A 26,248-nucleotide genomic window follows, 5' to 3' on the forward strand; every position below is an offset into this window, starting at 1 on the left:
CGATAAAAAACTGCAAATGCTTGAAAAAACCCTGTGGCATCCCGTGGCCCTGAGCCACGCCGTCGGCGCGCAGCCGATGGCCGTCCATCTGCTGGGCGAGGAACTGGCGCTCTGGCGCGACGGCGAAGGCGCCGCCCACGCCTGGGCCGATCAATGCCCGCACCGCGGTGCTCGCCTGTCGCTGGGCCGAGTGGCCGAGGGCCAACTGGAATGCCCTTATCACGGCTGGCGCTTCGACGCGGACGGCCAGTGCACGCATGTCCCCGCCGTGCCTGATTTCCAGCCTAGCGCCCGCCACCGCGCCCGGACCTTTGACACCCGCGAGGCCTACGGCATGCTCTGGGTGCGCCTGGCAGCGCCCGAGGCAGGCGCCAGCCCCCTCCATGACTTCCCGCTCTTCGCCGCGGAGGCCGAGCCCCGCCTGCGCAAGACCACCAGCGGCCCCTATCTGGTCGCCGCCAGTGCGCCGCGCATCATCGAGAACTTCCTCGACATGGCGCACTTCGGTTATGTGCACGAAGGCTGGCTTGGCAGCCGGGCGCACACCACCGTGCCGCCCTACAAGGTCGAGCCGACACCACATGGCGTGCTGGCCACCGGCTGCCTGGCCTGGCAGCCTCGCTCCTCGATCCACGCGGCCAGCGGCGCCCAGGTGGAGTACACCTACGAAGTCACCTCGCCCTACATGGCCGTGCTGACCAAGCAACCCGAGGCCGGCAGTACCGCCATCGAAGGCTTGTGGGAGTCGATCGCCATGTTCGTCTGCCCCGTCACCGAGGAAAGCAGCGTGGCCTGGACGCGCATGGCCATGAACGACTTCGAATCTCCGGACGCGCGCCTGATCTCGTTCCAGGACACCATCTTCGGCCAGGATCAGCCTGTGCTCGAATCACAAAGGCCCAAGCGCCTCCCATTGGCACCCGACGCCGAAGTCCACTCCGCCGCCGATCGCATGTCGGCCGCGTACCGGCGCTACCTGCGCGACAGAGGCATCCAGTTTGGTGTGATCACCTGATGGCCCAGCCCTCTCTGCCCGACAGCTTGACGCGACTGCTGGCGGCCCTGCCGAAAGCGGAGTTGCACGTGCACATCGAAGGCACGCTGGAGCCCGAGATGATCTTCGCGCTCGCGGCACGCAACGGCGTGAGCCTGCCCTACGACAGCGTGGAAGCGCTGCGCCGCGCCTACGCCTTTACTGATCTGCAGAGCTTTCTCGACATTTACTACGCCGGCGCCAGCGTGCTGCTGCACGAGCAGGATTTCTACGACATGGCCATGGCGTACCTCGAGCGCGCCGTGGCCGACCACGTGGTGCGCGCCGAAATCTTCTTCGACCCTCAGACCCACACCGCGCGCGGCGTCGCCATGCAGGCCGTGATCGGCGGGCTGCACCGCGCCTGCCAGGATGCGCGGCAGCGCTGGGGCATCAGCGCCGAGCTGATCCTGTGCTTCCTGCGCCACCTGAGCGAGGACGATGCCCTTGCCACACTGGAGGCGGCGCTCCCCTGGCGCGACCGCTTCATCGGCGCCGGCCTCGACTCCAGCGAAGTCGGCCACCCGCCGGCCAAGTTTGCCCGCGTCTTCGAGCGCGCCCGTGCAGAAGGCCTGCACGTGGTGGCCCACGCCGGCGAAGAAGGCCCGCCCGAGTACATCTGGCAGGCGCTCGACATCCTGAAAGCCGAGCGGATCGACCACGGGGTGCAGGCGGTTCATGACCCGGCACTGATGCGGCGGCTGGCCGAAGAGCGCATACCGCTCACCGTCTGCCCGCTCTCGAACCAGAAGCTGCGTGTGTTTCCCGATCTGCGCCAGCACAATTTGCCAGCGCTGCTGGAAGCAGGCCTGTGCGCCACCATCAACTCCGATGATCCGGCCTATTTCGGCGGCTACATCAACGACAACTTCGCGCAGACCTTTGCCGCCACCGGCATGGTGGCGGAGCAGGCCTATCAGTTGGCCGCCAACAGCTTCGAGGCGAGTTTCGCCCCCGAATCCGAGAAATCCCGCTGGCTGGAGCAGCTCAAGCGGTAGCGTGCATAGCGCCCACCGGTAGCTTTAATCGATACGCAGGCACGTCCCCGTGACCGCGGCCGTGACTGCATGGACAATAGGCGCTCCCCGCCACGCCATCCACATTCGCCTGCCGTGCCCTTCGCCCATCTGACCAACGCTGACCTCGTGAACCTGGCCTGGTACCAGGTCGCGGCCTTTGGTTTGTTGTATTTCACAGCCCTGTATCTGGGAGGCGCCCTGCTGACCCTGGCGCTCACGCGGTGGGTCTTGCCGCGCCTGGGCCATGGATCTGTGCTGGACCTTCGCCCGATCACCGCAGGCCAACGGGCGCGCGAATGGCGCCTTTCGGCCACCTCCATCCTCATCTTCGGCACTGGGCTCGTGGTGCCGTGGCTGGTACTGAAATGGGGCTGGGCACGCGTGGCGGACGACGCGGGCGGCGTTCGCATCGCCACTGAAATCGTGGCGCTCACGCTGTGGAACGAGGTGCATTTCTACCTCTGCCACCGGCTGCTGCATACCAACAGGCTCAAGCGCTTTCACCTCGATCATCACCGGTCGGTGGTTACCACGCCCTGGGCTACCTACAGCTTTCACCCTGTGGAGGCCGCCCTGCTGGGCGGCGTGATCGTGCCGGCCATGCTGGTGCATGACTTCAGCTTCCCGGCGCTCGCCATGCTGCCGGTCATCAGCATCCTGTTCAACAACATCGGACATTCCAACTACGATTTTCTGCCGGGTGCGGCGCACGACCGCTGGTGGCTCAATGGCGCGCGCCGGCACCACCTGCACCACGCCTGTTACAAGGGCAACTTCGGGTTCATGCTCCCCTTCATGGACCGCTGGTGCGGCACCGATCTTCCCATCGACGCCGCGAACGCACGCCTGGCTCGGGGCCGCTGAACATGACGCACCCCCAGGATGCGCGCAGCGTGGTCTGCCTGCTGGCATGGCCGATGCTGCTCGCGCTGCTCTACGGAGGCTGGCTGGGCGAGTGGGCGCATGGCGTGGCCTATGCGCTGCTCATCTACCTGAGCCTGGCACTGGTCGTGATCGAGCACAACCACATGCATCTGCGCATCTGGCGCCGGCGCGGGTTGAATCGGGCAACCGATACCCTGCTCTCGATGTTCACCGGCCATGCCTGCCATGTATTCCATGCCACCCACAACGCCAATCACCACAGGTACCACCATGGCCCGCTGGACGCGGCGCGCACCTATCGCTTCGCGCAAGGCGATACCAATCACCTGGCGGGTTACTTGCTGCACCCCGCCCAGGCGCTCGGCGTATTGTGGCCGCTGATCCGCCACTGGCATGCCCGCCTCAAAGCGCGCGCACCCGCAGTGCAGCGCTACTACCAGCGCCAATGGCTGTGGGTAATCATCTTCCACACCGTGCTGGCCGCCATCAATCCGCTCGCCTGGGGACTTTATGTGCTGCTGCCGCAGATGCTGGCCCTGCACTGGCTCCTGGGTGCCAATTATCTGCAGCATGCCCATGCCGACGGACACTCGCGCCTACAGTTCGCGCGCAACTTCACAGGCGGCGTCAACCACCTGTTCTTCAACATCGGCTACCACACCGCTCACCATCTGCACCCCAAGGTGCACTGGAGCGAGCTGCCCGCCTGGCATCAACGCTATGCCCCACAGCTGCATACGCGCCTGACCGAAAGCTCACTGCTGCGCTACGTGCTGGTCACGCTCACGATCGGCATGCTGCGGCCGGGCGCTGCCAGCCTCACGCTCATGCGGCCGGCCCCATCGCCAACCCGCGCGCGCCCGCTCCCGGAAGGAGAGGGCACGGGAAATCCGAATTTTTAAAACCCCATCTTCTGCTTGTTCCCAGGGAGCATCCTTCTTGCCCACCGCCTACCAAAGCGCCTACGTCACCGGCCTCGGCCACTACCTGCCCGGAGATCCTGTTGGCAATGACGACATGGACGCCTATGTCGCCCCGCTCAACCGCGCCTCGCGCCGCATCAAGCAGCGGATCCTGGCCGAGAACGGCATCCGCACGCGCCACTACGCCATTGGCCCCGACGGCCGCACGCGCGAGAGCCACGCTCACCTGGCAGCCGAAGCGATCCGTGCCTGCCTGCGCAGCGGCTCCTCCGAGCTGGACACCGTGTCGCTGCTGGCCGTGGGCTCCTCGGGCGGCGATGCGCTGATGCCTGGTTTCGCCAACATGATCCAGGGCGAGCTTGGCGCACCTCCCATGCAAACGCTCTCGTCCCAGGGCGTGTGCGTGGCGGGGGTTTCGGCCCTGGAGTTCGCGGCCCAGGCGGTGGAACTAGGCAGCCATGCACGCGCGCTCGCGGTAGGAGTGGACATGCCTTCGCGCATGTTCAAGCACTCGCGCTTCGGGCCGGCAGGCTACGACATCGACTTCGATGCGCATTTCCTGCGCTGGATGCTCTCCGACGGCGCTGGCGCCTGCCTGGTGAGCGCCACCCCGGCCCCCATCGGCGCCAGCGGCCTCGCCTTGCGGCTCAAGTGGACACACCAGAAAAGCTTCTCGGGCGACTACCCGGTGTGCATGCAGCTAGGCCTTACGCATGACCGCAGCCAATCCTTCCTGGATTTCGCCACCTCCGCCGAGGCGGAAGCCGCAGGCGCGCTCTCCCTGCGCCAGGACATCCGCCTGCTGCCGCATGTGTTCGACGTGGGCATCCACGAATACGTGAAGCTGGCACACGAAGGCTGGATCACGCCCGGCCGCGTCGATCACTTCCTGTGCCACTACTCCTCGGCCAAGTTCGCTCCCGTCATCGACGATCTGCTGCGCAAGGCCGCCCTGCATATCCCGCCCGAGCGCTGGTACAGCAACCTCGCCACGCGCGGCAACACCGGCGCGGCGTCGATTTTCGTGATGCTGGCCGAATGGTTCGCCACCCGCTCGCCGCAGGCCGGCGACACCGTGCTGTGCTTCATCCCTGAATCGGGCCGCATGACGGCGGCTTTCATGTGCTTCGAGGTGGTGCCCGCTACGGAGGCGGCTCCCTCCGTGGTGCCCCTTCCACCCGTACCCTCTGCAGCGTCAGCCCCCACCGCACAGCTGCGTCCCGAAACGCTGGTAGCGCCGCACGACCCCGACAGCGGCGACGATGCGCTGCGCCCCGTGCTGACCGCGCTGGCCAGCGTCTGGCAGGACTACCGCTCCCGCGTGTGGCGCGCTCCCGTGATGCAGCAACTGGTGCACGGCCGCTTCGACCAGGCCGCCTACCAGCGCTGGACGGCCAACTGGGTGCCGCAGGTGCGCGAAGGCAGCAAATGGATGCGCGAAGGCGCTGCTTCGCTCGATCAACGCTTTCTGCCGCTGGCCGCCCTGATCGGCCAACATGCCGGCGAAGAGCAGGACGACTTCATGATCCTCTATGAGGACTACCGCGCCGCGGGCGGCGAACTGCCGCTGGACCAGCTCAGGCGCAACCCCGGCGGCGACGCGCTCAATGCCTACCTGCATGGGGTGGCCGCCACTCCCAACCCGCTCGGCCTGCTGGGCGCCATCTACATCATCGAGGGCACCGGCCAGCGCATCGTGCCGGCGCTGCTGCCCCTGTTGCGCGAGCAGGTGGATCTGCCAGCCAGCGCCTTCCGCTTCCTGGCCTACCATGGCGCCAACGACGAGCACCATCTGGCCCGGTGGTTGCAGGCCGTGCAGATCGTCCTGGCCATCGAACCCGAGGCGGCCGGCCGGATCGTGCAAACTGCGCGCCATACTGCGCAGCTGTATGCGCTGCAATTCGAATCCATCTGACGCCCCATTACCCGCCCTACGACCGTGAGCTCCACCCTGGACCCCAAGGACATCCCGCACGACCCGCGCGACCCCAATCCGTGGCTGGCCACCTACCTGGACCAGAGCACGCCGCTCGACGACAGCGTCAAGCGCGCCTGGCTGGCCGACGCCGCCTCGGGCTCGCGCCAATACCTGCTGCCCCTCATACGGCCGCTGGCACGGACCTGCATCGTGCTGATCCAGTTGGCCAAAATCGTGGTGCCGCCCAAGTGGGCGGCTTCACGCCTGCTGCACCGCATCCTGGCCTGGGGCATGCGGGCCACGTTGTCGCCGCAGGCCAACTGGCTGATCCTGCGGCACTTCCACCTGGGCTCGCAGATTCTGGCCTTCATCGCGGCCAATTCGGGTGTCAAAGTCCCGCTGAGCCCTCTGGAGCCCATGGACATCGACGATTTGAAGGACGAACTGTTCCTCAAGCACGACCTCAATCTGTTCAACTTCGTCATCAACCTGAACAAGGCCTTGCGCGCCGAAGGCCGCACCCTCAGGCCGCTGCCGCGGGAACAGCTCGATTTCAGCATGCTGGAGCAGCCGGCCCTGCAACTGTCCGACATGCCCGATGGGAAACTCAATGGCATCGACCTACAGTCGGCCATCGAGATCTTCACACCGGTCTACCAGCTCTTCCTGACCGATCATGACTTCTGGCGCGCCTCCAACTCGCTGCAGCTGGATGAAACCATCGGCATCTACTGCGCGACCATCCTGAACAGCCCGGAGCATCTGATCCTGCTCAACAACAAGCATCCGCTGGTGCCCATGAGCACCCTGCGGGCCGGCTACCGGCTGGTGCTGCATGGCCTTTCGACCGAGATGCTGCACTGCCTGCTGATGCAGATGAAGGCAGCTCAGACCGGGAATGCGCCCGGCGGCCTAGGCTCGCCCCCTGTTTGATCAGTCTTTGCGGCGGAGTCCGCGTATGTCCAGAGACCTGCAGCGCTCAAGGACAGCCAACAGCCATGCATGGTCGAATGAATCAAATTGCAATTTCAAAAATAATTAGAAACAGAAAATCTTACGCCCGCTTAATCCTTCGTCAAGTTGCAACCCTCATCTGACCCGGCACAATCATCCCATGCACTCTTGGCGCGCTGCTCTCCTCCGCTTCGACCTTCACGGCCAAGCCATTTACGAGGCCGATGGCCTGCTCGTCACCGGTCCTGGCTCCAGCGGGCCGGCAGTGATCGTCGCGGCGGGTAGCCACGCCGAACTGGCGCCCCGCTTCTCGCACGTGCCCTGCACTCACCTGCCCGGCCGCCTGCTGGCCCCCGGTTTCATCGACATGCATGTGCACTACCCGCAACTCGATGTGATCGGCTCACCCGCCGAAGGCTTGCTGCCTTGGCTGAACGACTACACCTTCCCGCATGAATCGCAATTCAGTGATCCCGCGCACGCGGCCGTAGTCGCGAGCTTCTTCTGTGACGAGCTGATGCGCCACGGCGTCACCACGGCACTCACCTTTGCCACCTCGCACCCCGCCTCCGTCGACGCCCTTTTCGCGGAGGCCCGCAAGCGCCGCCTGCGGCTGATCACGGGCAAGGTGCTGCAAGACCGGCACTCGCCAGATGGCGTGCGCGACCAAACCGGACAAAGCCTGGCCGATACCGAAGCGCTGATCCAGAAATGGCACGGTGTCGACCGCCTGGGCTATGCCATCACCCCCCGCTTCGCCCCTTCCAGCACGGAGGAACAGCTGCGCGGCGCGGGCGAATTGGCAGCCGCCTACCCCAGCACCTGGATCCAGTCGCACGTTGCGGAAAACCTGGACGAAATCGCCTGGGCGCGCGCGCTGTTTCCAGACGCGCGCTCCTACCTGTCCATCTATGCAGACCACGGCCTCATGCGCGAACGCGCCGTGTATGCCCATTGCATCCACTTCCACGACGAGGACCGCGCCTTGATGCGGGACACCGCCACGGCCGCGGCCGTGTGCCCCACCAGCAACCTGTTCCTGGGCAGCGGTTTTTTCGATTTCGCTGGCGCCGAGCGGGTGCCTTTTGCTCACGGGCTGGCAAGCGACGTGGGCGGCGGCACCAGCTTTTCACCCTTCGTCACCATGCGTGCCGCCTACTTTGCCGGCCGCGAGGGCCAGACCAAACCCGGCATCAGCCTCCCGCCCGAGCGGCTGTGGTGGCTGCATACGGCGGGCGCGGCGCGCGCGCTCGGGCTCGAAGGCGTGGTGGGCAACCTGCAGCCAGGCTGCGAAGCGGACTTCGTGGTCCTCAACCCCCAGGCCACGCCCCTGCTGGCCCGCCGCACCAGCCAGGCCAATAGCCTGGCGGAATTGCTCTTTGCCATGATCGTGCTGGGCGACGACCGCGTCGTTGAACGCACCATCATCGCCTGAACAGAATCCTTGCAGGGCGGGCACTTGTTGCCCACCCTACAATGTCAGCCCTTCCCGCAAACCACAGGCACGCGCGCGCAATGAGCATCAAAAGCGACAAATGGATCCGGCGCATGGCCGAGCAGCACGGCATGATCGAGCCGTTCGAACCCGGCCAGATACGGCATTCGCCCAACGGCGAAAAGATCGTGAGCTACGGCACCTCCAGCTACGGCTACGACATCCGCTGCGCGCCTGAATTCAAGGTATTCACCAACATCCACTCGACCGTGGTGGACCCCAAGAATTTCGACGAGAAGAGCTTCGTCGACATCAACGCCCCAGTCTGCATCATTCCGCCCAACAGCTTCGCGCTGGCGCGCACCGTGGAGTATTTCCGCATCCCGCGCAACGTGCTCACCATCTGCCTGGGCAAAAGCACCTACGCCCGCTGCGGCATCATCGTGAACGTCACGCCGTTCGAGCCCGAATGGGAAGGCTACGTCACGCTGGAATTCTCCAACACGACTCCCCTGCCCGCCAAGATCTATGCGGGCGAGGGCTGTGCCCAGGTACTGTTCTTCGAAAGCGACCCTGACGACGTCTGCGAAACCAGCTACAAGGACCGCGGCGGCAAGTACCAGGGCCAGGTTGGCGTGACCTTGCCCAAAACCTGAGAGCGTCTTGAGAGCGTGTTCAAGGAGCGTCAGCGCACGCGCCACGCTCTTGTGAACTTTTTCGCACGCGCGCTTGTCCTACGCCACTTTCCGGCGGCTGCCGAACCACAACGCCGCCGCTTCTTCGTAGCATCCGCCCATGGCTACGAACACCGCCCATTCCAATTTCCAGGACGTGCCGCCTCGCGCCCCCAAAGCGCATAGGCAAGGCCTTACCGCCGGCCGCGCGGCAATCGCCTTGGCCTGGGCGGCGGCGGTGCTTCTGATGCTCATGGCCATTGCCCATGTCGCGCAGGGACAAGTCGACAAGGGGTCCAGCCTGCAGGATCCGCCTCAGCGTACGCCTTCGGCCAGTCGTTTCTACTCCAGCAACGACGGCGTGCATACCGCCGACCTCAGGCCCGCTTCTCCCGCACCCGCCATAACGGCTGACGCTAGCTGATGGCCCCCGCGCCCAACCGCGCATCGGCCTTGGTGACGAGTGCCGTGCGGATCCCTATGCGCAAGCCTTCGGCCATCTGCGCCAGCGGCATGCTGGGCTCGCCCTGTTCCGGCAGGAGCGGCAAGTGAATAAAGCCCCCGCGCGTTGCTTTCAAGCCCCGGCCCGTGGCCAGCAGATGCATCAACCCATAGAACACCTGGTTGCAGACGAAGGTGCCGGCTGTCTGGGACACTTCGGCTGGAATGCCTTTCGCCTGGATTGCCGCCCGCATGGCCTTGATCGGCAAGCTGCTGAAATAGGCGGCCGGGGCGCCGTCGACCACCGGCTCATCGACAGGTTGTTCGCCGGCGTTGTCGGCGATGCGGGCATCGTTCACGTTGATCGCTACACGCTCGATCGATATGGCATGGCGCCCCGCCGCCAACCCCAGGCAAATCACCAGCGCGGGTCTGTGCTGGCGTACCAGGGTGCGCAGCACCGTCAGCGACGGGCCGAACACGGTCGGCAACTGCTCGGCCACCACGCGATGGCCGGCGATGCGCTTGCCATGCAAGGCTTGCGCGGCGAGCCAACTGGGGTTGAGAGCATCGCCCCCGAAAGGATCAAAGCCGGTGACCAGCACGGTTGGCACACCAGCAGGTTGAGTTGAAGCTACCATTCAGATAATTTAGCGAATTTAGCGCATCAGCGCATTTTGGAGTTACCCATGAAATGGGAAGGCAATCGGCAGTCGGACAACGTGGAAGATCGTCGCTCTGGCGGTGGCGGCGGAGGGGGCGGATTCGGCTTTGGCGGGCGCTCCATCGGCGTCGGCACGATCGTGATCGCGCTGGTGGCATGGGGCGTGTTCGGCGTCAACCCGCTGACCACGATCGGCGTGCTGAGCGGCGGTGGCCCGGCTCCTGTGCAACAACAGCAAGGGCCAGCGCAAAAGCCTCCAGCCAACGACGCACGGGCCGCCTTCGTCTCCACTGTGCTCGCCTCCACCGAGGACGCATGGGGTCAGGTATTCCGCGAAGGCGGAGCCCAGTATCGGCCGCCCAAGCTGGTGCTCTTCCGTGGCGTCACCCCGACCGCCTGCGGCACCGGCCAGGCCGCAATGGGGCCGTTCTACTGCCCGGGAGACCAGAAGGTGTACCTGGACATGGATTTCTTCGACACCCTCAGCCGCCAGTTGGGCGCACCGGGCCAATTCGCCCAGGCCTACGTGGTGGCGCATGAGGTCGGCCACCATGTGCAGACCCTGCTGGGCACCACCCAGAAGGTGGACGGCATGCGCGGACGCATCAGCCAAGCGCAGCAGAACGCCCTCAGCGTGCGGATGGAGCTGCAAGCCGATTGCTATGCCGGCATCTGGGCCAACAAGTCCCAGCAGGCCAAGAACTGGTTGGAGCAAGGCGACATCGAATCCGCCATGAATGCCGCCTCGCGCATCGGCGACGACACCCTGCAGCGCGAACAGACCGGCACCGTGCGTCCCGACAGCTTCACTCACGGCTCCAGCGCCCAGCGTCAGCGCTGGTTTGCCACTGGCCTGAAGACCGGCAGCTGGCAGGCCTGCGACACCTTCAACGCCCAGAATCTCTGAGATCGTGAACACGTTCTGAGAGCCATGCCTTTCAAGGTCTTTGGATAGCGCTCTGTGCCACCGGGTGTGAATGCTGGCGGTCCGGTATTTCTAGATGGCTGTCGGGCACTGCGATGAGGAGATTGGGGAAGCCGCAGCCGGTTGGAAGTGGCGCTGTGAAAGCCCCCACCCCAGCCCTCCCCCAAAGGGGGAGGGAGCCAAGCCAGCGGAGCGCAGCGAAGCCCGTTGATTCGCGGGCCGAGCGCAGCAATGGCCCGAGCCATGGGTCCCCTCTGGACGTGCCGAGGAGCACAGAGCGAGGGGTGGGCAAGGGCACTGCAAGATGCCCTTGCTTCGTGCTCTAGCTTGCTGCAGCTGTTTGAGCGGCGTGAACGTAGTGAACATAGCGAGTTCTGCAGCACCACCCCCTTGATCGAGCACCGCAGGTTGCCCGGAGCGAAGCGCAGGGACACGTCCAGTGGGGTCGCCTTTCTTCTGCCTACTCTTCTTTGGCGACGCAAAGAAGAGTAGGTGCACCGCCGGGGGCAATCCCGGCCTCCGACCTTAAATCAAATAGCAGAAAGTCATTAGGAAGCAAGGAGCCGTTCAGATCAACCAGCCGTGAAAGCCCTCACCCCTGCCCTCTCCCAGAGGGAGAGGGAGTAAAACCAAATGCCCACCCTACAAGCGAACGAGCCCCCGCATGGCAAAGACCTTGAAAGGCATGGTTCTGAGAGCCTGAGGGCGCAAGCACGCTCTGACACGCTTTGTCACCACGCAGACGGCCCGCCGGGCTTCTGCGAGAGCAACCCCCAGTATGCTTTTTCTTCCCCGGTAGCCCCTGTTTCAGCAGGGTTATGGCAACCGATGGAAATCCTTTTTAAAAACATACTTACCGGAGCCCCTGAATGCCCGCTCGCCGCCCCTGCGCGCCTCGCCGTTCATCTCTTTCAACACGGAAGCTCGCACTGGCGGCCAGCGCCAGCCTTGTCCTGCTCAGCGCCTGCGGCGGGGGTGGTTCGGACGACAACGGCGGCCAATCAGGCACCGGTTCCACGCTGGGCCGCTGGGCGCCCTTTGCCTGCGGCGACACCCTCGTCGGTGGTACCGACACCCAATCGCGCGGCTACATGCTGTACTCGCGCGGTGCGGACAACACCATCAACGTCACAGGCAACGAGTTCCTCTATTCGGCCCCTAACTGCGGCGGCACCCGCACGTTCTACCAACCCGAAAGCGGACTGCTCACACAGGCCCGCCTCACGCCCCAAAGCGTGGAAACCTATGGTAGCTATATGCTGCGCCGCTATCAAAACGAGAATTTCAACCCGCAAACGGGCCAGGTATTCAACAGCTATCAGGTCACCTACACGACCGCGCCCACGGGCGCGATCTGCCTTATGTCCATGACCGAATCGTTGACGGCGCAGGACATCGTCGAATCCCATGAATCCGACAGCAGCCAGCCCCTGAACTGCGGTTCGTGGGAAGCCCTGGATGGCGGCCAGTTCAGGCTGTAACAGACCTTCATACAAGCGAAATAGGCGCGCCGGCGCGTCAAGAGGGATAATACGGGGTTCATGAGTAACTCCTATTCCAACCTCGCGCTGGCAGAACCCCTCAAACGGGCCGTAGCCGACATGGGCTACGAAAACATGACTCCCATCCAGGCCCAGGCGATCCCTGTGGTGCTGGAAGGCCGTGATGTCATGGGTGCGGCACAGACAGGTACCGGCAAGACCGCTGCCTTTTCGCTGCCCCTGCTGCAGCGCCTGCTGAAGCACGAAAACGCCAGCACTTCACCCGCCCGCCACCCCGTGCGCGCGCTGGTGCTCCTGCCCACGCGCGAGTTGGCCGACCAGGTGGCCGGCCAAGTCAAGCAGTACGCCAAGTACACCCAGCTCCGCAGTGCCGTGGTGTTCGGCGGCATGGACATGAAGCCGCAGACGGCCGAACTCAAGCAGGGCGTCGAGGTGCTGGTGGCTACGCCGGGGCGCCTGCTGGACCACATAGAGGCCAAATCCGCGGTGCTGAACCAGGTCGAATACGTGGTGCTCGACGAAGCCGACCGCATGCTCGACATCGGTTTTCTACCCGATCTGCAGCGCATTCTCAGCTACCTGCCCAAAACCCGCACCACGCTGCTGTTTTCCGCTACCTTCTCGCCCGAGATCAAGCGCCTGGCCGGCAGCTACCTGCAAGATCCAGTCACCATCGAGGTCGCCCGGCCGAACGAAACAGCCTCCACGGTCGAGCAGCATTTCTACATGGTCTCCGACGAGGACAAGCGCCGTGCCCTGCGCCAGGTGCTGAAAGACCGCTCGGTGCGCCAGGCCTTTGTTTTCGTCAACAGCAAGCTCGGCTGTGCCCGGCTGGCCCGCGCCCTGGAGCGCGACGGCCTGAAAACCACCGCCCTGCACGGCGACAAGAGCCAGGACGAGCGCCTTAAGGCCTTGTCCGCCTTCAAGGCCGGTGAAGTCGACCTGCTGGTGGCCACCGATGTCGCCGCACGCGGCCTCGACATCAAGGATGTGCCCGCCGTATTCAACTTCGACGTTCCCTTCAATGCCGAAGATTATGTGCACCGCATCGGCCGCACCGGCCGTGCAGGCGCCTCCGGTCTGGCGGTCACCATGGTCACCAAGGCCGACGGCCGTCTCATGGGCGACCTGGAAAAGCTGCTGAAGAAAAAAATCGAAGTCGAGCATCTCGAATTCGAAGAGGAAAAACCGCGCGGCCGCTTCAACGACGGCCGCCGTGCCTGGAACGAAGAGGGCGCGCCCTCGCGTGAACGGCGAGGCGACCGGCGCTCCTTCACGCCTCCCGCGCCGCCGGCCGATCCCTTCTTCGACCGGCCCTACGAAGCCCCGAGCGATTCCGCCGAGCAACCGCCGGCCTGGGAAGCCAATGCCCGTCCCGCGCGTGCTGGCATTTCGGCCAACATCAAGCCCAAACGCAAAGTGGCGGCCCTTTTCAAGGCGAGTACCCCGTCTTCCTGAGCAAGAGGCACTGGATTCTCGCCTGCGCGGGGGCCAGCCATCCGAGAATGGCGAGCACCCGCGAAGCCCCTCGCCTCAACGCACCCAGTGCGTCAGCGTGTGGATCAAAAGCCCCACCAGCCCCCCCACCAGCGTACCGTTGATGCGTATGAACTGCAAATCGCGGCCGATGTGGCGCTCCAGCTCGGTGGTCATCTCCTTCGCGTCCCAGGCCCGCACGCGCGCCACGATGTAGCGGCGGATATCCTCCCGGTACCGCTCGATCAGTTGCGGCGCCGCCGCCTGCAACTCGCCATTGATCCAGTTCCGGACGGCCTCATCCCGCGCCAGCCGCTCACCCAAGGTTTGCGCGGCTTGCGTGATACGGCGGCGGATCGATGAATCGGGCTGGCTCATATCCGTTTGCAGCCAGCCCAGCAGTTGCGTCCAGAGTTGATTCACATAGGCCCCGAGCGCCGGGTTGTCCAGCACCTCTGCCTTCAAGCGCTCCCCGCGCTGGTGCACCACGGGATCGTCTTTCAGGCGATGCACGAAACCGCTCACCAGTTCGTCAAAACGCAAGCGCAGGTTGTGCTCCGGATCGTCAGCCATGTCGATGATGGTCTTGGCAATGATCACCACTACTTTTCGGGTGGCCATCCGGGCGGCCATCTGATCCAGGCCCACGTACTTCAATGCCTTGATCTCGCGCGCGATCGCCTCGGTAATGGTGTCTTGAACGGCGTCTTCCCCCAGCAGCCGGGCCAGTTGCAGCAGCACGCCGTCGAGCAGTTCCTGATGGCGGCGGTCCTGCGTCATGGCTTCGAGCACCTGGCCCGAGAGCCGCGTGACGTCCACCTGGCGCAAGCCGCTGGCCGCCAGACCCGCCACGAATTGGCGCACGCGGTCGTCGTCCAGAGCGCCGGCAGCCCACCGCGCCACGGCCACCAGCCTTTCGCCCACCTGCTCCGCATGAGCGGGTACCGCGAGCCAGGCGGCCACCCGCCCCGCGGCATCAAACTCGCGCACGCGCGCCAGCACCTGGTCAGTGGCCAGAAAGTGCTGGCACAGGAAGTTGGCCAGGTTTTCGCCAATGCGATCCTTGTTCTCGGGAATGATGGCCGTGTGCGGGATCGGCAGGCCGAGCGGATGGCGAAACAAGGCCACCACGGCAAACCAGTCGGCAATGGCCCCTACCATCGCCGCTTCGGCGAACGCCGCCACGTAACCCCAGGCCGCGTGCCGGGGTGCCTGCCAGGTGGCCAGCGCATAAAGCAACGCAGCGGCCAGCAACAAGCCCAGTGCCAGCCGCTTCATGCCGGCGGGCGACGACTGAAGACGCGTCATGCCTGGCCGCCCGGCGCCTGAGCCTGCTCGCAGCGCACCTGGATCAATTCCCGCTTCTTCGCGCCCCGCCCCAATTTCACCGCGCTCAAGGCACCGCCCCAGACGCAGCCGGTATCCAGCGACAGGATGTCCGGCCGGTTCAGCCACCCCAGGGTAGACCAATGGCCAAATGCGACCACATCCCCCGCAGTCCCGCGTTCCGGCACCTCAAACCAGGGCAGGTAGCCTGGCGGCGCGTCCTGGGCGCCACCCGACTTGGTTTCGAACTCCATGCGGCCTTCTGGCGTGCAATAGCGCAGACGGGTCAGCGCATTGACGATCACGCGAAGGCGCTCGGCCCCCCGCAAACCATCATCCCACTGATCAGGCTGATTGCCGTACATCTGGTGCATGAACGCGCCCCAATCCGCGCCGCGCAGAACCGACTCCACCTCACTGGCCAAGGCCAGGGTCTGATCGGCGCTCCACTGTGGCAATACCCCGGCGTGCACCATCAGCACGCCCTCCTCGCGCAACGCCATCGGCCGCCAGCGGAGCCAATCGAGCAGTGCAGCGCTGTCAGGCGCTTGCAGGATATCGGCCACCGTATCGCCGCGATGCAGCTTGCGTACGCCTTGCGACACCGCGAGCAAATGCAGGTCGTGATTGCCCAGCAGGCACTGCGCGGTATCCCCCAGCGCCATCAGCCGGCGCAGTACCCCCAGCGACGCCGGACCGCGATTGACGAGATCGCCCAGCAACACGAGCCGGTCGCGGCTGGGGGAGAAAGCTATTTTTTCGAGCAGGCGGCCGAGCGCAGCATCACAGCCCTGCACGTCGCCAATCATGTAGAGTGACATAGTGTGTATTTTCTACCGGGCAGGATCCCGGTCTATATGGATCTACTGTTGATCGTCTTCCTCACGCTGCTCAACGGCGTGTTCGCCATGTCCGAACTGGCACTGGCATCGAGCCGCAAAGCCCGGCTGGCGGCCATGGAAGAAAGCGGCGATACCGGAGCGGGCGCCGCGCTCAAACTGCTCGAGAACCCGACCCAGTTTCTCTCCACCGTTCAAGTGGGCATCACTTCCATCGGCATGCTCAACGGCATCGTCGGCGAGGCGGCCTTCAGCGGCCCGGTGGCCGAATGGCTTGAAGGCTTGGGCGTGAGCACCTCAGCCGCAGGCGTAGCCGCCACCGCCCTGGTGGTCACGATCATCACCTTCACGACCATCATCTTCGGCGAACTGGTGCCCAAGCGCATCGGGCAGCTCTATCCCGAAGCGGTTTCGCGCCTGGTCGCCAAGCCCATGAGTTGGCTGGCCACCATTGCCAAGCCTTTCGTGAAACTGCTCTCGCTGTGCACGCAAGCCACGTTGAAACTGCTGCGCATCGACAACGCACAGGAACGTGCCGTGACGGCCGAGGAAATATCGGCCAGCCTCGAAGAAGGCGTGGACGCCGGCTTAATCGAAGAGCACGAGCATCAGATGGTGCGAAATGTTTTTCATCTTGACGATCGCCCCCTGACTTCGCTCATGGTGCCGCGCAGCGATATCGAATGGCTGGACGCCAGCCAAAGCGTCAGCGAAGCGCTTGATTATGTGGCGGGGCGCGGTGAAAAAGGCGCGCACTCATGGTACCCCGTATGTCGTGACGGACTTGATGACGTGGTCGGCGTTATCAGCGTGGCCAGGCTTCTTGAGCTCGGCCGCCAATCCAGTGATTTGATTGAAACTCATGTCGCTCACGCGGCTTTTCTGCCTGAAACATTGAGCGGCATGGAAATGCTGGAACAGCTGCGCGCAAAATCAGGCCGCCTGGCGCTTGTGGTGGATGAATATGGTGTTGTCCAGGGATTGATGACACCGCGCGATCTGCTTGAAGCGATTACCGGTGAATTGAAGCCTGATGCCCATATGGAAGCCTGGGCCACTCCCATGGCCAACGGTTCGTGGATTCTCGATGGATTGATGCCCGTGGGCGAGCTGAAAGCCCGGCTGGACATCAAGGAACTGCCGCAGGAAGACAAGGGGCGCTACAACACGCTGGCCGGCCTGCTGCTTTCCGTGGCGGGGCATTTACCCGCCGTGGGCGAGCAGATCGAGTGCGCGGACTGGTTATTCGAGGTGAACGAGATGGAAGGCCGGCGTATCGAGAAAGTATTGGCAAGGCCAATTGATTCGCTGCCTAATTGATGAACGCGAGTTTATCCGGGAAAAGTGATATATTCAGGTTCTTCCAATATTCAACTGGTTTCATCATGGCAACATACAAGGAACTCCTGAAGCAGCAGGAAGAATTGGCACTCCGCATCGAAGAGGCCCGTAAGTCGGAGATTTCCGATGCAGTTCAAAAAGTGCGTGCACTGGTGAGCGAATATGGGCTGAGTGCTGAAGATGTTTTTTCCTCTGGCCGCCGCAGCAGCAAGCCCCGAGCCACGGGTAAAGTGGCGCCCAAATACCGTGACCCTGCCACCGGCCAAACCTGGACCGGCCGCGGCAAGGCGCCGAAATGGATCGAAGGCCAGGATCGGGCCAAATACCTGATCGCTTAAGCTGGCTCCGGCCTTTCAAAAAGAAAAAGCACCTTTTGGTGCTTTTTTTCGTGCGATTAATTACATTTCATTAAAAATCAACCGCATTCACGGTAAAGCCCGCATTTCACTTCGTCTCGCCCGGCCCGTCTAAAAAGCGGCAAGGGCCATGAGGGCGGTACACCCCCCAAAGTTCCGGGGGGGGCCTGGCATCCCCACCTTGCCCTGAAAAACGAAGGGGCAAAGACGCTCTGGCGCAGGTTCTAGGATAATCGCCTCATTGCATCCAACAAGGAGTTCCCCCACATGAGCGACGACACCCAACAGCGTATCGATGAACTCGTCAAGAGCCATCCGATCGTCCTGTTCATGAAAGGCGACGCCAACTTTCCGATGTGCGGCTTCTCCGGCCGTGCGATCCAGATCCTGAAAGCCTGTGGCGTCGACACACGCAGCCTGGCCACGGTCAACGTACTGGAGAACGAGGCGGTGCGCCAGGGCATCAAGGAATACAGCCAATGGCCCACGATTCCCCAGCTCTATATCAACGGCGAATTCGTTGGCGGCTCGGACATCATGATGGAGATGTACGAATCGGGCGAACTGCAGCAGATGGTAGGCGCGAACGCCTGATGAGCCTCTAGCGCTCACGCAGCGCGCCGGGATGCGCGACGGACGCAGCGGACCTGAAAGGGCTGCCCCAACAAAAACGGACGCCGAAGCGTCCGTTTTTGTTGGGCAGACTGAAGCGCCTATTTGCGCACCATCACTTCCACACGGCGCGAAGCCGAGTTGGACGCCGCCGAGGTATCGGTGGCATTGGCAGGTTTTTCCAGCAGCGTTTGATCCTGCGGCACACCCGCCGCCACCAGCGCGGCTTGAACCGCCTCTGCACGATGCTTGGAAAGCTCGGCATTCTTGGCGGCATCACCTGTCGCGTCGTTGAAACCGGAGATGACCGCCTTGGCATCGGTGTGGGCTTTCAGGTAATTCACCAGTTCACTCGACTTGGCCGCAAACTCGCCCGAAACATCGATCTTGCCGGAATCAAAATACACCTTCAATGCGGGGGTCTCGTTGGAAAGCCAGGCCACCACGCCTGCGCCTGCCGGTTCCTCGCTTGCCTGAGCACCCGTACCGGATGCGCCAGATGCGCCAGATGCGCCAGATGCGCCAGAGGCCCCAGACGCATCAGATGCGCTGGCTGCCGCGTCCGGCGCGGAGGCTGCGCCAGTGCTCGCCGCCGGTCCTGGGCCAAAGCTGCCGATCGAGCCCGAAGCAGCTGGCTCTGGCGCGCTGGCGGCAGGTGCGGTCGCAGGAGCATCCGTGGGCGCAGAGCCTTTCGAGCAGTAGTTCAAGCCGAGGAGCGCCGCGATCACCACGATGATCCAGGGCAGCCACTTCATCATTCCGCCGCTCCCGGCCTGAGCCGCAGCCACACTGCTGGCAGCCGGCGCCGCCAGCAGGCTCGCGCCGGCCGCAGCCAAGCTGGCCACCTCCGGCGGCATGCTGGAAGGAATGCTTCCACCCGGCGTCAGTTTGCCGACGACAGCTGGCAGCAGGTAGCCCAGTGCCGAGGCCGCATTTTCGCGGTCGACGCCCAGTTTGGCGGTCAGTTGAGAAAGCAGGCCCCCGCTGGAGCCGAGAACGGTCTCAAGCTGGCTATTGCTCACGGGCTGAGCCGCAGGCCCACCGCCCAGCCAGGACTGGATGACGGGGCCCAGGCCGGCCGCCTTGAATTTTTCCAGGAACCCCATCAGGCCCCCCGTCTCCTTGGCCGTCATATAGGCCAGCAGCATCTGCAGCAACGGCAGCGCCTTGTCGCCCACGCCAAAACGTGCACCGACTTCTCGGATCAGGACATCAAACATAAAAGGACCTTTCTTTTCAGGTAATGAGTAGAGCGCGCGGTTTTCACGGCATTGAGAACGACCAGGAACGTGATTACGTTCTGAGGAGGCCTGCGCAGTACCCCTCGATTTCGCCGAAAACCATTATAGGAAGCGAGATGAAGCCAACGTGTCATCCAGTTCCTACACGCCCGACACACCCGCTGTACGCGCCCCATAGGCGCCTTACACGCGCAAAACCCTCTTTTCCCGCCAATACCACTGTATAAACCTGGGAACAGCAGTTGATAGACCGATATCTTCATAAAAACCGCATGAATACCCGCTTTCCATGCTTCCTTCCACTCGATTCACAGGGTGAGCGCGCATCGCACCCGCGAATGCCATGAGCTTTACCCAGCAACTGCTGATCATTGTTCTGCTGATCGCCGCCAGCGCATTTTTCTCCGTGGCCGAAATCTCCCTGGCGGCCTCGCGCCGGTTGCGGCTACGCCAGCTCGCGGATGAAGGCAACGAGCGCGCGTTGCGCGTGCTGCGCATGCAGGAACAGCCGGGCCACTACTTCACCGCAGTGCAGATAGGCGTGAACGCCATTTCCATTCTCGGCGGCATCGTGGGAGAAGGGCTGCTCAGCCCCTATCTGAGCCGCTGGCTGGGCCTGTGGATGCCTGAGAGCCCAGCCGCCACGCTGGCGTTCATAGGCTCGGTCGCGGTGGTCACTTCACTATTCGTAGTGTTCGCCGATCTGATGCCGAAGCGCCTGGGCATGGCCGAACCCGAGCGCGTGGCGGTCAGCGTGATCGGGCCGATGGAAAAATTCCTGCTCATATTCAAGCCCGTGGTGTGGCTCTACACCAGCTTCACCGACGCAATGATGAAGCTCTGCGGCCTGCCGACCCAGCGCGACGACCGCATCACGCCGGACGACATCCTGGCCCTCGCCGAAGCGGGCACGCAGGCCGGCGTACTGGCACGGCCCGAACAGCAGGTGATCGAGAATGTGTTCGAGCTCGATACGCGGGCGGTTTCCAGCGCCATGACACCACGGGACCGCGTGGCCTGGCTCGACAAGGACGAGACCGATGAAGTGGTGCGCACCCGCATCGCCGCGGAACCGTTTTCCACCTATCCGGTGTGCGACGGCGAACTCGACCGTGTGCTGGGCTATGTACAGGCCAGGGACCTTTTCCAGTGCGTGCTCAACGCCCGGCCGATCCGCCTGACAGACCCGACCCTGCTGCACAAGGTGGTCGTGGTGCCCGACCGCCTGACACTGTCGGAAGTGCTGCTGCAGTTCCGCCACCAGCAGGAGGACTTCGCAGTCATCGTCAACGAGTACGGCACCGTGGTCGGGCTGGTCACGCTCAATGACGTCATGAGCACGGTCATGGGGGAACTCGTCACTGAAGACGAAGAACTGATCCTGCGCCGCGACGACGGCTCCTGGCTGATCGACGGCCACACGCCAATGCAAGACGTGCAACGCGCCCTGGATCTTACGGAATTGCCGGATGCGGGGGAGTACGACACGCTGGCGGGGTTCCTGATGGTGATGCTCCGGCGCATGCCCCGCCGTACCGACAGCGTCCATTGGGATGGCTATCGGTTCGAGGTGATGGACGTGGACAACTACCGCATTGACCAGGTCCTGGTCACGAAAGCGATGGCGTCCTCTGAGAAAGCGGGCGAATCTTCGTAGGATGCACGCCCCGCCGCCAAACCTCACGCGACACTATCAAGCACCGGCTATCCAGCGCTTCTGCGCCCCATAAACTGCGTTCGGGTATTGCGGCTTGCCCCGCGATCCGTTGTAGCGTCCGAGGGCCATATAGGTGTCCCCCCGTTCACGGTCGAGGTAGTGCCGGAGGATGACGCAACCGAAGCGCAGATTGGTCTGCATATGGAATAACTTGCCAGGGTCGCCATCGCCGATCACGCGGGTCCAGAAGGGCATGACCTGCATATAGCCCCGCGCGCCCACGCTGGAGACAGCGAATTTCCGGAAAGCGCTCTCTACCTGGATCAAACCCAACACCAGGGAAGTCTCCAGCCCGGCACGGGTGCTCTCATACCAGACGGTTTGCAGGAATTCGATGCGGCTGGCGAAATCCTTCTTGCGGCCATAGAGGCGGTCGCTCATGCTCGATAGCCAGCGAAGATAGGCCAGACGGGCCGCGGTGGAGCTGAAAACCGGCACGGGTGGCGCACTGTTGGAGACCGCCGAACTCAGCGCCGTGCGCACCGAATCCATCATCGGCTCCTCCAACTGGCCGCCCGCCCAGGCCTGCCCCGGGGTAATCCATGAGCCGGCAATCACAGGCGCCGAGAGCAGGAGATTTCTTCTGGAAACCCCCGCCACGTTCACCGTTTTGCCGGCAACGCCCTTAATGGCCAAAGGAGTACCTTCGAGCAGCGCTCATGCCCCGAGCTTGCCTTTCATGAAAGCCGCGATCTCGCCTGCGGCGACCTTGGTGGCGGCGGCATCGCGCCGGTGCTGGTATTCAACCTGCCCCTCTTTCAAACCCCGGTCGCCAATCGTCACGCGGTGCGGCACGCCGATCAGTTCCCAGTCGGCAAACATGGCGCCAGGGCGCTCGCCACGGTCGTCCAGAATCACGTCCGCGCCAGCGGCCAGCAGATCCTGGTACAGGCTTTGCGCGGCTTCCTTGACCGCTTCGCTGCGGTCCATGCCCACCGGGCAGATCACCACGGTAAAAGGCGCAATGGCATCGGGCCAGATCATGCCCCGCTCGTCATGGTTCTGCTCGATGGCGGCCGCCGGCAGGCGTGTGATGCCGATACCGTAGCATCCCATCTGGAAATGCTTGGGCTTGCCATCTTCGTCGAGGAAGGTGGCGTTCATCGACTTGCTGTACTTGGTGCCCAGGTAGAAGACATGGCCGATCTCGATGCCGCGTTCGATGGCCAGCACCCCATTACCGTCAGGCGAAGGATCCCCGGCCACCACGTTGCGTATATCGGCCACCTGATCCGGCTCGGGCAGGTCACGGCCCCAGTTGACGCCTGTCAGGTGGAAATCCTCTTCGTTGGCACCGCACACCCAGTCGGCCATGACCGCCACTTCACGGTCAGCCACGATCTTGACGGGCTTTTGCAGCTTGATCGGCCCCAGGTAACCCGGCTTGGAACCAAAGTGCTCCACGATCTCCGGCACGGTGGCAAAGCGGAAGCCCAGATCCAGCCCCGGCACCTTGCTGACCTTGATCTCGTTCATGTCATGGTCGCCACGCAGCAGCAGCAGCCAGATCTGCGATTTGGCGACTTCGCCCTGCTCGTCGAGGGTGTCGGTGGCCAGCACCAGGGACTTGACCGTGCTGGTCAGCGGAATGCCCAGCAGTTCGGCCACATCGGCACAGGTACTCTTGGCGGGCGTGGGCGTCTTGACCATCGCCTGTACGGCCGCCGGACGCGGACCGGCAGGCGCGGCGCTTTCCGCCTTTTCCATATTGGCGGCGTACTCGCTGCCGGTGCTGTAGACAATGGCGTCCTCGCCAGTGGCGGCGATCACCTGGAATTCTTCGCTCAGATCACCGCCGATCGCGCCCGAATCCGCGGCGACGGCGCGGTAACGCAGCCCGAACCGGTCAAAAATGGCCCGGTAGGCCCGTGCCATGACCTGGTAGCTCGCCTTGGCGCCGGCTTCGTCCCGGTCGAAGCTGTAGGCGTCCTTCATGATGAACTCGCGCCCGCGCATCAGCCCGAAGCGCGGACGGCGCTCGTCACGGAACTTGGTCTGGATCTGATACAGATTCTTGGGCAGTTGCTTGTAGCTGCGCAGATCCTGCCGGGCGATGTCGGTCACCGCCTCTTCGCTGGTCGGCTGCACGACGAAATCGCGGTCATGCCGGTCCTTGATACGCAGGAGTTCGGGGCCCATGGTCTGAAAGCGCCCGGTCTCGCGCCACAGTTCGGCCGGCTGCACCACCGGCATGGTGCATTCCACGGAACCCGCGCGGTTCATTTCCTCGCGCACGATGGCCTCGACCTTGCGGATCACGCGCAGGCCCATGGGCATGTAGGTGTACACACCAGCGGAAAGCCGCTTGATCATGCCGGCCCGCGTCATCAGCTGATGGCTGACAACTTCGGCATCGGCCGGGGCTTCCTTGAGGGTCGAAATCAGGAACTGGGAGGCTTTCATCGGCGCAAGAATAGGTCTGTTTGAGCCATGGGGTTAGTGCCCCCCTCTATACACATTTAAACGTGCATAATGACTGCAACTATTGAAATTTTGAGGTTCGATTATGCTCGACCGGGAAGGCTTTCGCCCGAATGTCGGCATCATCTTGCTCAACCAGAGGAACCAGGTATTTTGGGGCAAGCGCATTCGCACCCATTCCTGGCAGTTTCCGCAAGGTGGCATCGATCGCGGCGAATCGCCCGAACAGGCCATGTACCGGGAGTTGCACGAGGAAGTCGGGCTGCATCCAGAGCACGTGCGCATCGTGGCCCGGACCCGAGACTGGTTGCGCTATGAGGTGCCAGACCGGTTCATCCGCCGCGACGCGCGCGGACACTACAAAGGCCAGAAACAAATCTGGTACTTGCTGCAGCTGATCGGCTATGACTGGCAGCTGAACCTGCGTGCCACCAATCACCCTGAATTCGACGCCTGGCGCTGGAACGACTATTGGGTTCCGCTGGACGTGGTGGTCGAGTTCAAACGCGGCGTCTATGAAATGGCGCTGACCGAGTTGGCCCGCTACCTGCCGCGCAACGAGCACCGCAACCGCTATTTGCGGGGCGGCATGCGCCCGCGCGAGCAAGACAGCATGGCGCCCATGCAACCCCAAGGTTCATTCGAGAACCGCAAGCGGGCACCGACGTTCGCCCTGCCTCCTGACGCCACCCTGCCCGGCGCCACGCAGGAAGATGCGCCGGATAGCCACTTCAAGCAGCAGGGAAATCAGTGAAGAAGTTGTTCATCCCCTCCCGCTTTCTCCAGGTAGCCGCGGTGGCGGCCCTGGTGGGCCTTGGGCTGCCGGCGGCCGCCCAGGAAGAGCCCGACATGAAGCCCATGACCCGGTATGCGGGCGACGACGCGCCCGAGTGGAAGGAAGACACCCCGCCACCGCCGCCCGCCTACGGTGTCAAGAACCTGATCGACATCGAAATGCCCGCCGCCTCCACGGTCCGGATGGGGGTTGATCCCGACACCATCTCCCTCAACAAGGAAACCGGCATCGTCCGCTACATCGTGGTGGCCCGCGGGCCCAGCGCCGTCAATGCCATGTACGAGGGTATCCGATGCGCCACAGGGGAATACCGTGTCTATGCCCGCCAGACACCGGGCAATGACTGGTCGTTCAGCCCCGAGGGCGAGTGGAAGAGCATGCGCGGCCAAGTCAATTACCGGCATCCCTATCGTCTGGCGCGCGATGGAGTCTGCATCGGCACCATCCCCAACGGATCCGTGCAGGAGATGGTGCGGGCGCTCAAGTCGCCGAAAGGCACGCTGTACGACGACTAAGGGCTCCGTGGGAGTGTAGGGTGTGCACGAAGTGCGCACCCTACGGGCCTCGCCGGGCGGGGAATTGCCTCAGCGGCTCAGCACCAGGTTGTCCCGGTGCACCATTTCCGGCTCTGCGGTGTAGCCCAGCAGAGCCTCGATCTGGCTGGAAGGCTTGCGGCACAGAAGACGGGCCTCGGCACTTGAATAATTGGCCAGGCCCCGCGCGATCTCAGCCCCTGCGGCATCGCGGATCGCCACCACGTCGCCGCGCGCGAATACGCCGTCCACCCCCGTCATTCCCACCGGCAGCAGACTCTTGCCTTCGCCGCGCAGCTTGGCGGCGGCCCCGTCATCCACGCTGAGCGCACCGCGCAACTGCAAGTGATCGGCCATCCATTGCTTGCGCGCCTGCGTCTTCTGCGTGGGTGCCACCAGCAGGGTACCAATACGCTCCCCGCGTGCCAGGCGCAAAAGCGCATCCGGCTCCCGCCCCCAGGCAATCACGGTAGAGGCGCCGGAGCCTGCCGCGCGGCGCGCGGCCACGATCTTGGTCAGCATGCCCCCCTTGCCGATGGAAGAGCCAGCGCCGCCCGCCATCAACTCCAGCGCGGGATCACCCGCACGGCCCTCGTGTACAAACTCCGCAGCCGGGTTCTGGCGCGGGTCGGCGGTATAGAGCCCTTTTTGATCGGTCAGGATCACCAGCAAATCGGCCTCGACCAAGTTGGCCACCAGAGCGCCCAAGGTGTCGTTGTCGCCGAACTTGATCTCGTCGTTGACCACCGTGTCATTCTCATTGATCACGGGCAACACCTTGTGCTGCAGCAGCGTCAGCAGCGTGGAACGTGCATTCAGATAGCGCTCGCGGTCAGCTAGGTCGGCATGCGTCAACAGCACCTGGGCGCTGCGCAGCCCCTGCTCGCGCAGCTTGGTCTCGTACATCTGCGCCAGGCCCATCTGCCCCACGGCGGCGGCGGCCTGCAGCTCGTTGACTTCACGCGGGCGCTTCGCCCAACCCAGACGCTTCATGCCCTCGGCAATGGCCCCGCTGGACACCATGATCACCTCACGCGGCTCGCTCAGGCCCGCGTCGCCATTCTCCAGCAGCGCCATCTGCCTGCACCACTCGCCGATCGCCTGCTCATCGAGCCCGCGGCCTTCGTTGGTCACCAGGCTGGAGCCCACCTTCACCACAATGCGGCGCGCTTGGCGCAGGACTTCCGACGTGCTGTCTTGGATCATATTTTTCTGAA

General features: G+C 63.8%; 25 protein-coding genes. 18 read left to right on the forward strand and 7 right to left on the reverse strand.

Annotated features, from left to right (window positions below; all coding sequences use genetic code 11):
* Positions 1–16 precede the first annotated feature (16 nt).
* The 9 genes from WJU18_RS26040 (at position 17) to WJU18_RS26080 (ending at position 9,265) form a co-directional block, all read left to right on the forward strand.
* Positions 17–1,015, forward strand: a complete 999-nt coding sequence (locus WJU18_RS26040; protein ID WP_423456785.1) for a Rieske 2Fe-2S domain-containing protein — start codon at positions 17–19, stop codon at positions 1,013–1,015.
* Entirely contained in the window at positions 1,015–2,031 is a 1,017-nt protein-coding gene (locus tag WJU18_RS26045) for an adenosine deaminase (protein WP_423456787.1), read from the forward strand. The genes WJU18_RS26040 and WJU18_RS26045 overlap by 1 nt, the downstream gene beginning before the upstream one ends.
* 114 nt (positions 2,032–2,145) lie before the next feature.
* Complete coding sequence (locus tag WJU18_RS26050) at positions 2,146–2,916, forward strand: sterol desaturase family protein (RefSeq protein WP_423456789.1); 771 nt, start codon at positions 2,146–2,148, stop codon at positions 2,914–2,916.
* A 2-nt stretch (positions 2,917–2,918) separates the two neighbouring features.
* Positions 2,919–3,839, forward strand: a complete 921-nt coding sequence (locus WJU18_RS26055) for a fatty acid desaturase family protein (protein ID WP_423456791.1) — start codon at positions 2,919–2,921, stop codon at positions 3,837–3,839.
* A gap of 37 nt (positions 3,840–3,876) precedes the next feature.
* A complete protein-coding gene (locus WJU18_RS26060) occupies positions 3,877–5,775 on the forward strand; it encodes an iron-containing redox enzyme family protein (RefSeq protein WP_423456793.1) in 1,899 nt (632 codons plus the stop codon).
* A 24-nt stretch (positions 5,776–5,799) separates the two neighbouring features.
* A complete protein-coding gene (locus tag WJU18_RS26065; protein ID WP_423456795.1) occupies positions 5,800–6,711 on the forward strand; it encodes a DUF6999 family protein in 912 nt (303 codons plus the stop codon).
* Between the two features lie 181 nt (positions 6,712–6,892).
* Positions 6,893–8,167, forward strand: a complete 1,275-nt coding sequence (gene guaD, locus WJU18_RS26070) for a guanine deaminase (RefSeq protein WP_423456797.1) — start codon at positions 6,893–6,895, stop codon at positions 8,165–8,167.
* An 80-nt stretch (positions 8,168–8,247) separates the two neighbouring features.
* Positions 8,248–8,823 carry a dCTP deaminase gene (gene dcd, locus WJU18_RS26075; RefSeq protein ID WP_423456799.1) on the forward strand — a complete coding sequence of 192 codons (576 nt, stop codon included), beginning with the start codon at positions 8,248–8,250 and terminating at the stop codon, positions 8,821–8,823.
* A gap of 139 nt (positions 8,824–8,962) precedes the next feature.
* Entirely contained in the window at positions 8,963–9,265 is a 303-nt protein-coding gene (locus tag WJU18_RS26080; RefSeq protein ID WP_423456801.1) for a hypothetical protein, read from the forward strand.
* Here WJU18_RS26080 and pcp read toward each other — a convergent pair.
* Positions 9,258–9,923 (reverse strand): pyroglutamyl-peptidase I, encoded by a 666-nt coding sequence (pcp, locus tag WJU18_RS26085; protein ID WP_423456803.1) that lies wholly within the window; start codon positions 9,921–9,923, stop codon positions 9,258–9,260. The genes WJU18_RS26080 and pcp overlap by 8 nt on opposite strands.
* A 48-nt stretch (positions 9,924–9,971) precedes the next feature.
* Here pcp and ypfJ point away from each other — a divergent pair, with 48 nt between their 5' ends.
* The 3 genes from ypfJ to WJU18_RS26100 all read left to right on the forward strand — a co-directional run bounded on the left by ypfJ (position 9,972) and on the right by WJU18_RS26100 (position 13,831).
* Complete coding sequence (gene ypfJ, locus WJU18_RS26090; protein WP_423456805.1) at positions 9,972–10,853, forward strand: KPN_02809 family neutral zinc metallopeptidase; 882 nt, start codon at positions 9,972–9,974, stop codon at positions 10,851–10,853.
* A gap of 887 nt (positions 10,854–11,740) precedes the next feature.
* A complete protein-coding gene (locus WJU18_RS26095) occupies positions 11,741–12,352 on the forward strand; it encodes a hypothetical protein (protein ID WP_423456807.1) in 612 nt (203 codons plus the stop codon).
* Between the two features lie 60 nt (positions 12,353–12,412).
* On the forward strand, positions 12,413–13,831 hold the full coding sequence (locus tag WJU18_RS26100) for a DEAD/DEAH box helicase (protein WP_423456809.1): 1,419 nt from the start codon (positions 12,413–12,415) through the stop codon (positions 13,829–13,831).
* A gap of 75 nt (positions 13,832–13,906) precedes the next feature.
* Here WJU18_RS26100 and WJU18_RS26105 read toward each other — a convergent pair whose 3' ends face one another.
* Together WJU18_RS26105 and WJU18_RS26110 are read right to left on the reverse strand one after the other, a co-directional pair.
* Positions 13,907–15,157: a DUF445 domain-containing protein gene (locus tag WJU18_RS26105; protein WP_423456811.1), complete on the reverse strand. Its 1,251-nt coding sequence runs from the start codon at positions 15,155–15,157 to the stop codon at positions 13,907–13,909.
* Positions 15,154–15,996: a symmetrical bis(5'-nucleosyl)-tetraphosphatase gene (locus WJU18_RS26110; protein ID WP_423456813.1), complete on the reverse strand. Its 843-nt coding sequence runs from the start codon at positions 15,994–15,996 to the stop codon at positions 15,154–15,156. The genes WJU18_RS26105 and WJU18_RS26110 overlap by 4 nt, the downstream gene beginning before the upstream one ends.
* Before the next feature lie 36 nt (positions 15,997–16,032).
* Between WJU18_RS26110 and WJU18_RS26115 the strand changes: the two genes are divergently transcribed.
* From WJU18_RS26115 to grxD, 3 genes are all read left to right on the forward strand, one after another.
* Positions 16,033–17,334, forward strand: a complete 1,302-nt coding sequence (locus WJU18_RS26115; RefSeq protein WP_423456815.1) for a hemolysin family protein — start codon at positions 16,033–16,035, stop codon at positions 17,332–17,334.
* Positions 17,335–17,399: 65 nt separating this feature from the next.
* Positions 17,400–17,693: an H-NS family nucleoid-associated regulatory protein gene (locus WJU18_RS26120; protein WP_423461099.1), complete on the forward strand. Its 294-nt coding sequence runs from the start codon at positions 17,400–17,402 to the stop codon at positions 17,691–17,693.
* Between the two features lie 285 nt (positions 17,694–17,978).
* Entirely contained in the window at positions 17,979–18,305 is a 327-nt protein-coding gene (gene grxD / locus WJU18_RS26125; RefSeq protein WP_423456817.1) for a Grx4 family monothiol glutaredoxin, read from the forward strand.
* Positions 18,306–18,424: 119 nt separating this feature from the next.
* Here the strand turns inward: grxD and WJU18_RS26130 are convergent, their stop codons facing one another.
* Positions 18,425–19,543, reverse strand: a complete 1,119-nt coding sequence (locus tag WJU18_RS26130; RefSeq protein WP_423456819.1) for a YidB family protein — start codon at positions 19,541–19,543, stop codon at positions 18,425–18,427.
* Positions 19,544–19,907: 364 nt separating this feature from the next.
* Here WJU18_RS26130 and WJU18_RS26135 point away from each other — a divergent pair, with 364 nt between their 5' ends.
* Positions 19,908–21,221: a hemolysin family protein gene (locus tag WJU18_RS26135; RefSeq protein WP_423456821.1), complete on the forward strand. Its 1,314-nt coding sequence runs from the start codon at positions 19,908–19,910 to the stop codon at positions 21,219–21,221.
* 36 nt (positions 21,222–21,257) lie between these two features.
* On the opposite strand, the gene WJU18_RS26140 is transcribed toward WJU18_RS26135, so the two are convergent.
* Entirely contained in the window at positions 21,258–21,917 is a 660-nt protein-coding gene (locus tag WJU18_RS26140) for a lytic transglycosylase domain-containing protein (protein ID WP_423456823.1), read from the reverse strand.
* A 21-nt stretch (positions 21,918–21,938) separates the two neighbouring features.
* Complete coding sequence (locus tag WJU18_RS26145) at positions 21,939–23,684, reverse strand: proline--tRNA ligase (RefSeq protein WP_423456825.1); 1,746 nt, start codon at positions 23,682–23,684, stop codon at positions 21,939–21,941.
* 103 nt (positions 23,685–23,787) lie between these two features.
* On the opposite strand from WJU18_RS26145, the gene WJU18_RS26150 reads away from it, so the two are divergent.
* Positions 23,788–24,456 carry an RNA pyrophosphohydrolase gene (locus WJU18_RS26150; protein ID WP_423456827.1) on the forward strand — a complete coding sequence of 223 codons (669 nt, stop codon included), beginning with the start codon at positions 23,788–23,790 and terminating at the stop codon, positions 24,454–24,456.
* A complete protein-coding gene (locus WJU18_RS26155) occupies positions 24,453–25,013 on the forward strand; it encodes a CNP1-like family protein (RefSeq protein WP_423456829.1) in 561 nt (186 codons plus the stop codon). Before WJU18_RS26150 ends, WJU18_RS26155 begins: the two co-directional genes overlap by 4 nt.
* 69 nt (positions 25,014–25,082) lie before the next feature.
* Here WJU18_RS26155 and proB read toward each other — a convergent pair whose 3' ends face one another.
* Positions 25,083–26,237, reverse strand: coding sequence for a glutamate 5-kinase (gene proB / locus WJU18_RS26160; protein WP_423456831.1), 1,155 nt, complete (start codon positions 26,235–26,237; stop codon positions 25,083–25,085).
* Positions 26,238–26,248 lie beyond the last annotated feature (11 nt).

This window comes from Ottowia sp. VDI28, from assembly GCF_049532675.1.
Classification (GTDB): Bacteria; Pseudomonadota; Gammaproteobacteria; order Burkholderiales; family Burkholderiaceae_C; genus Ottowia.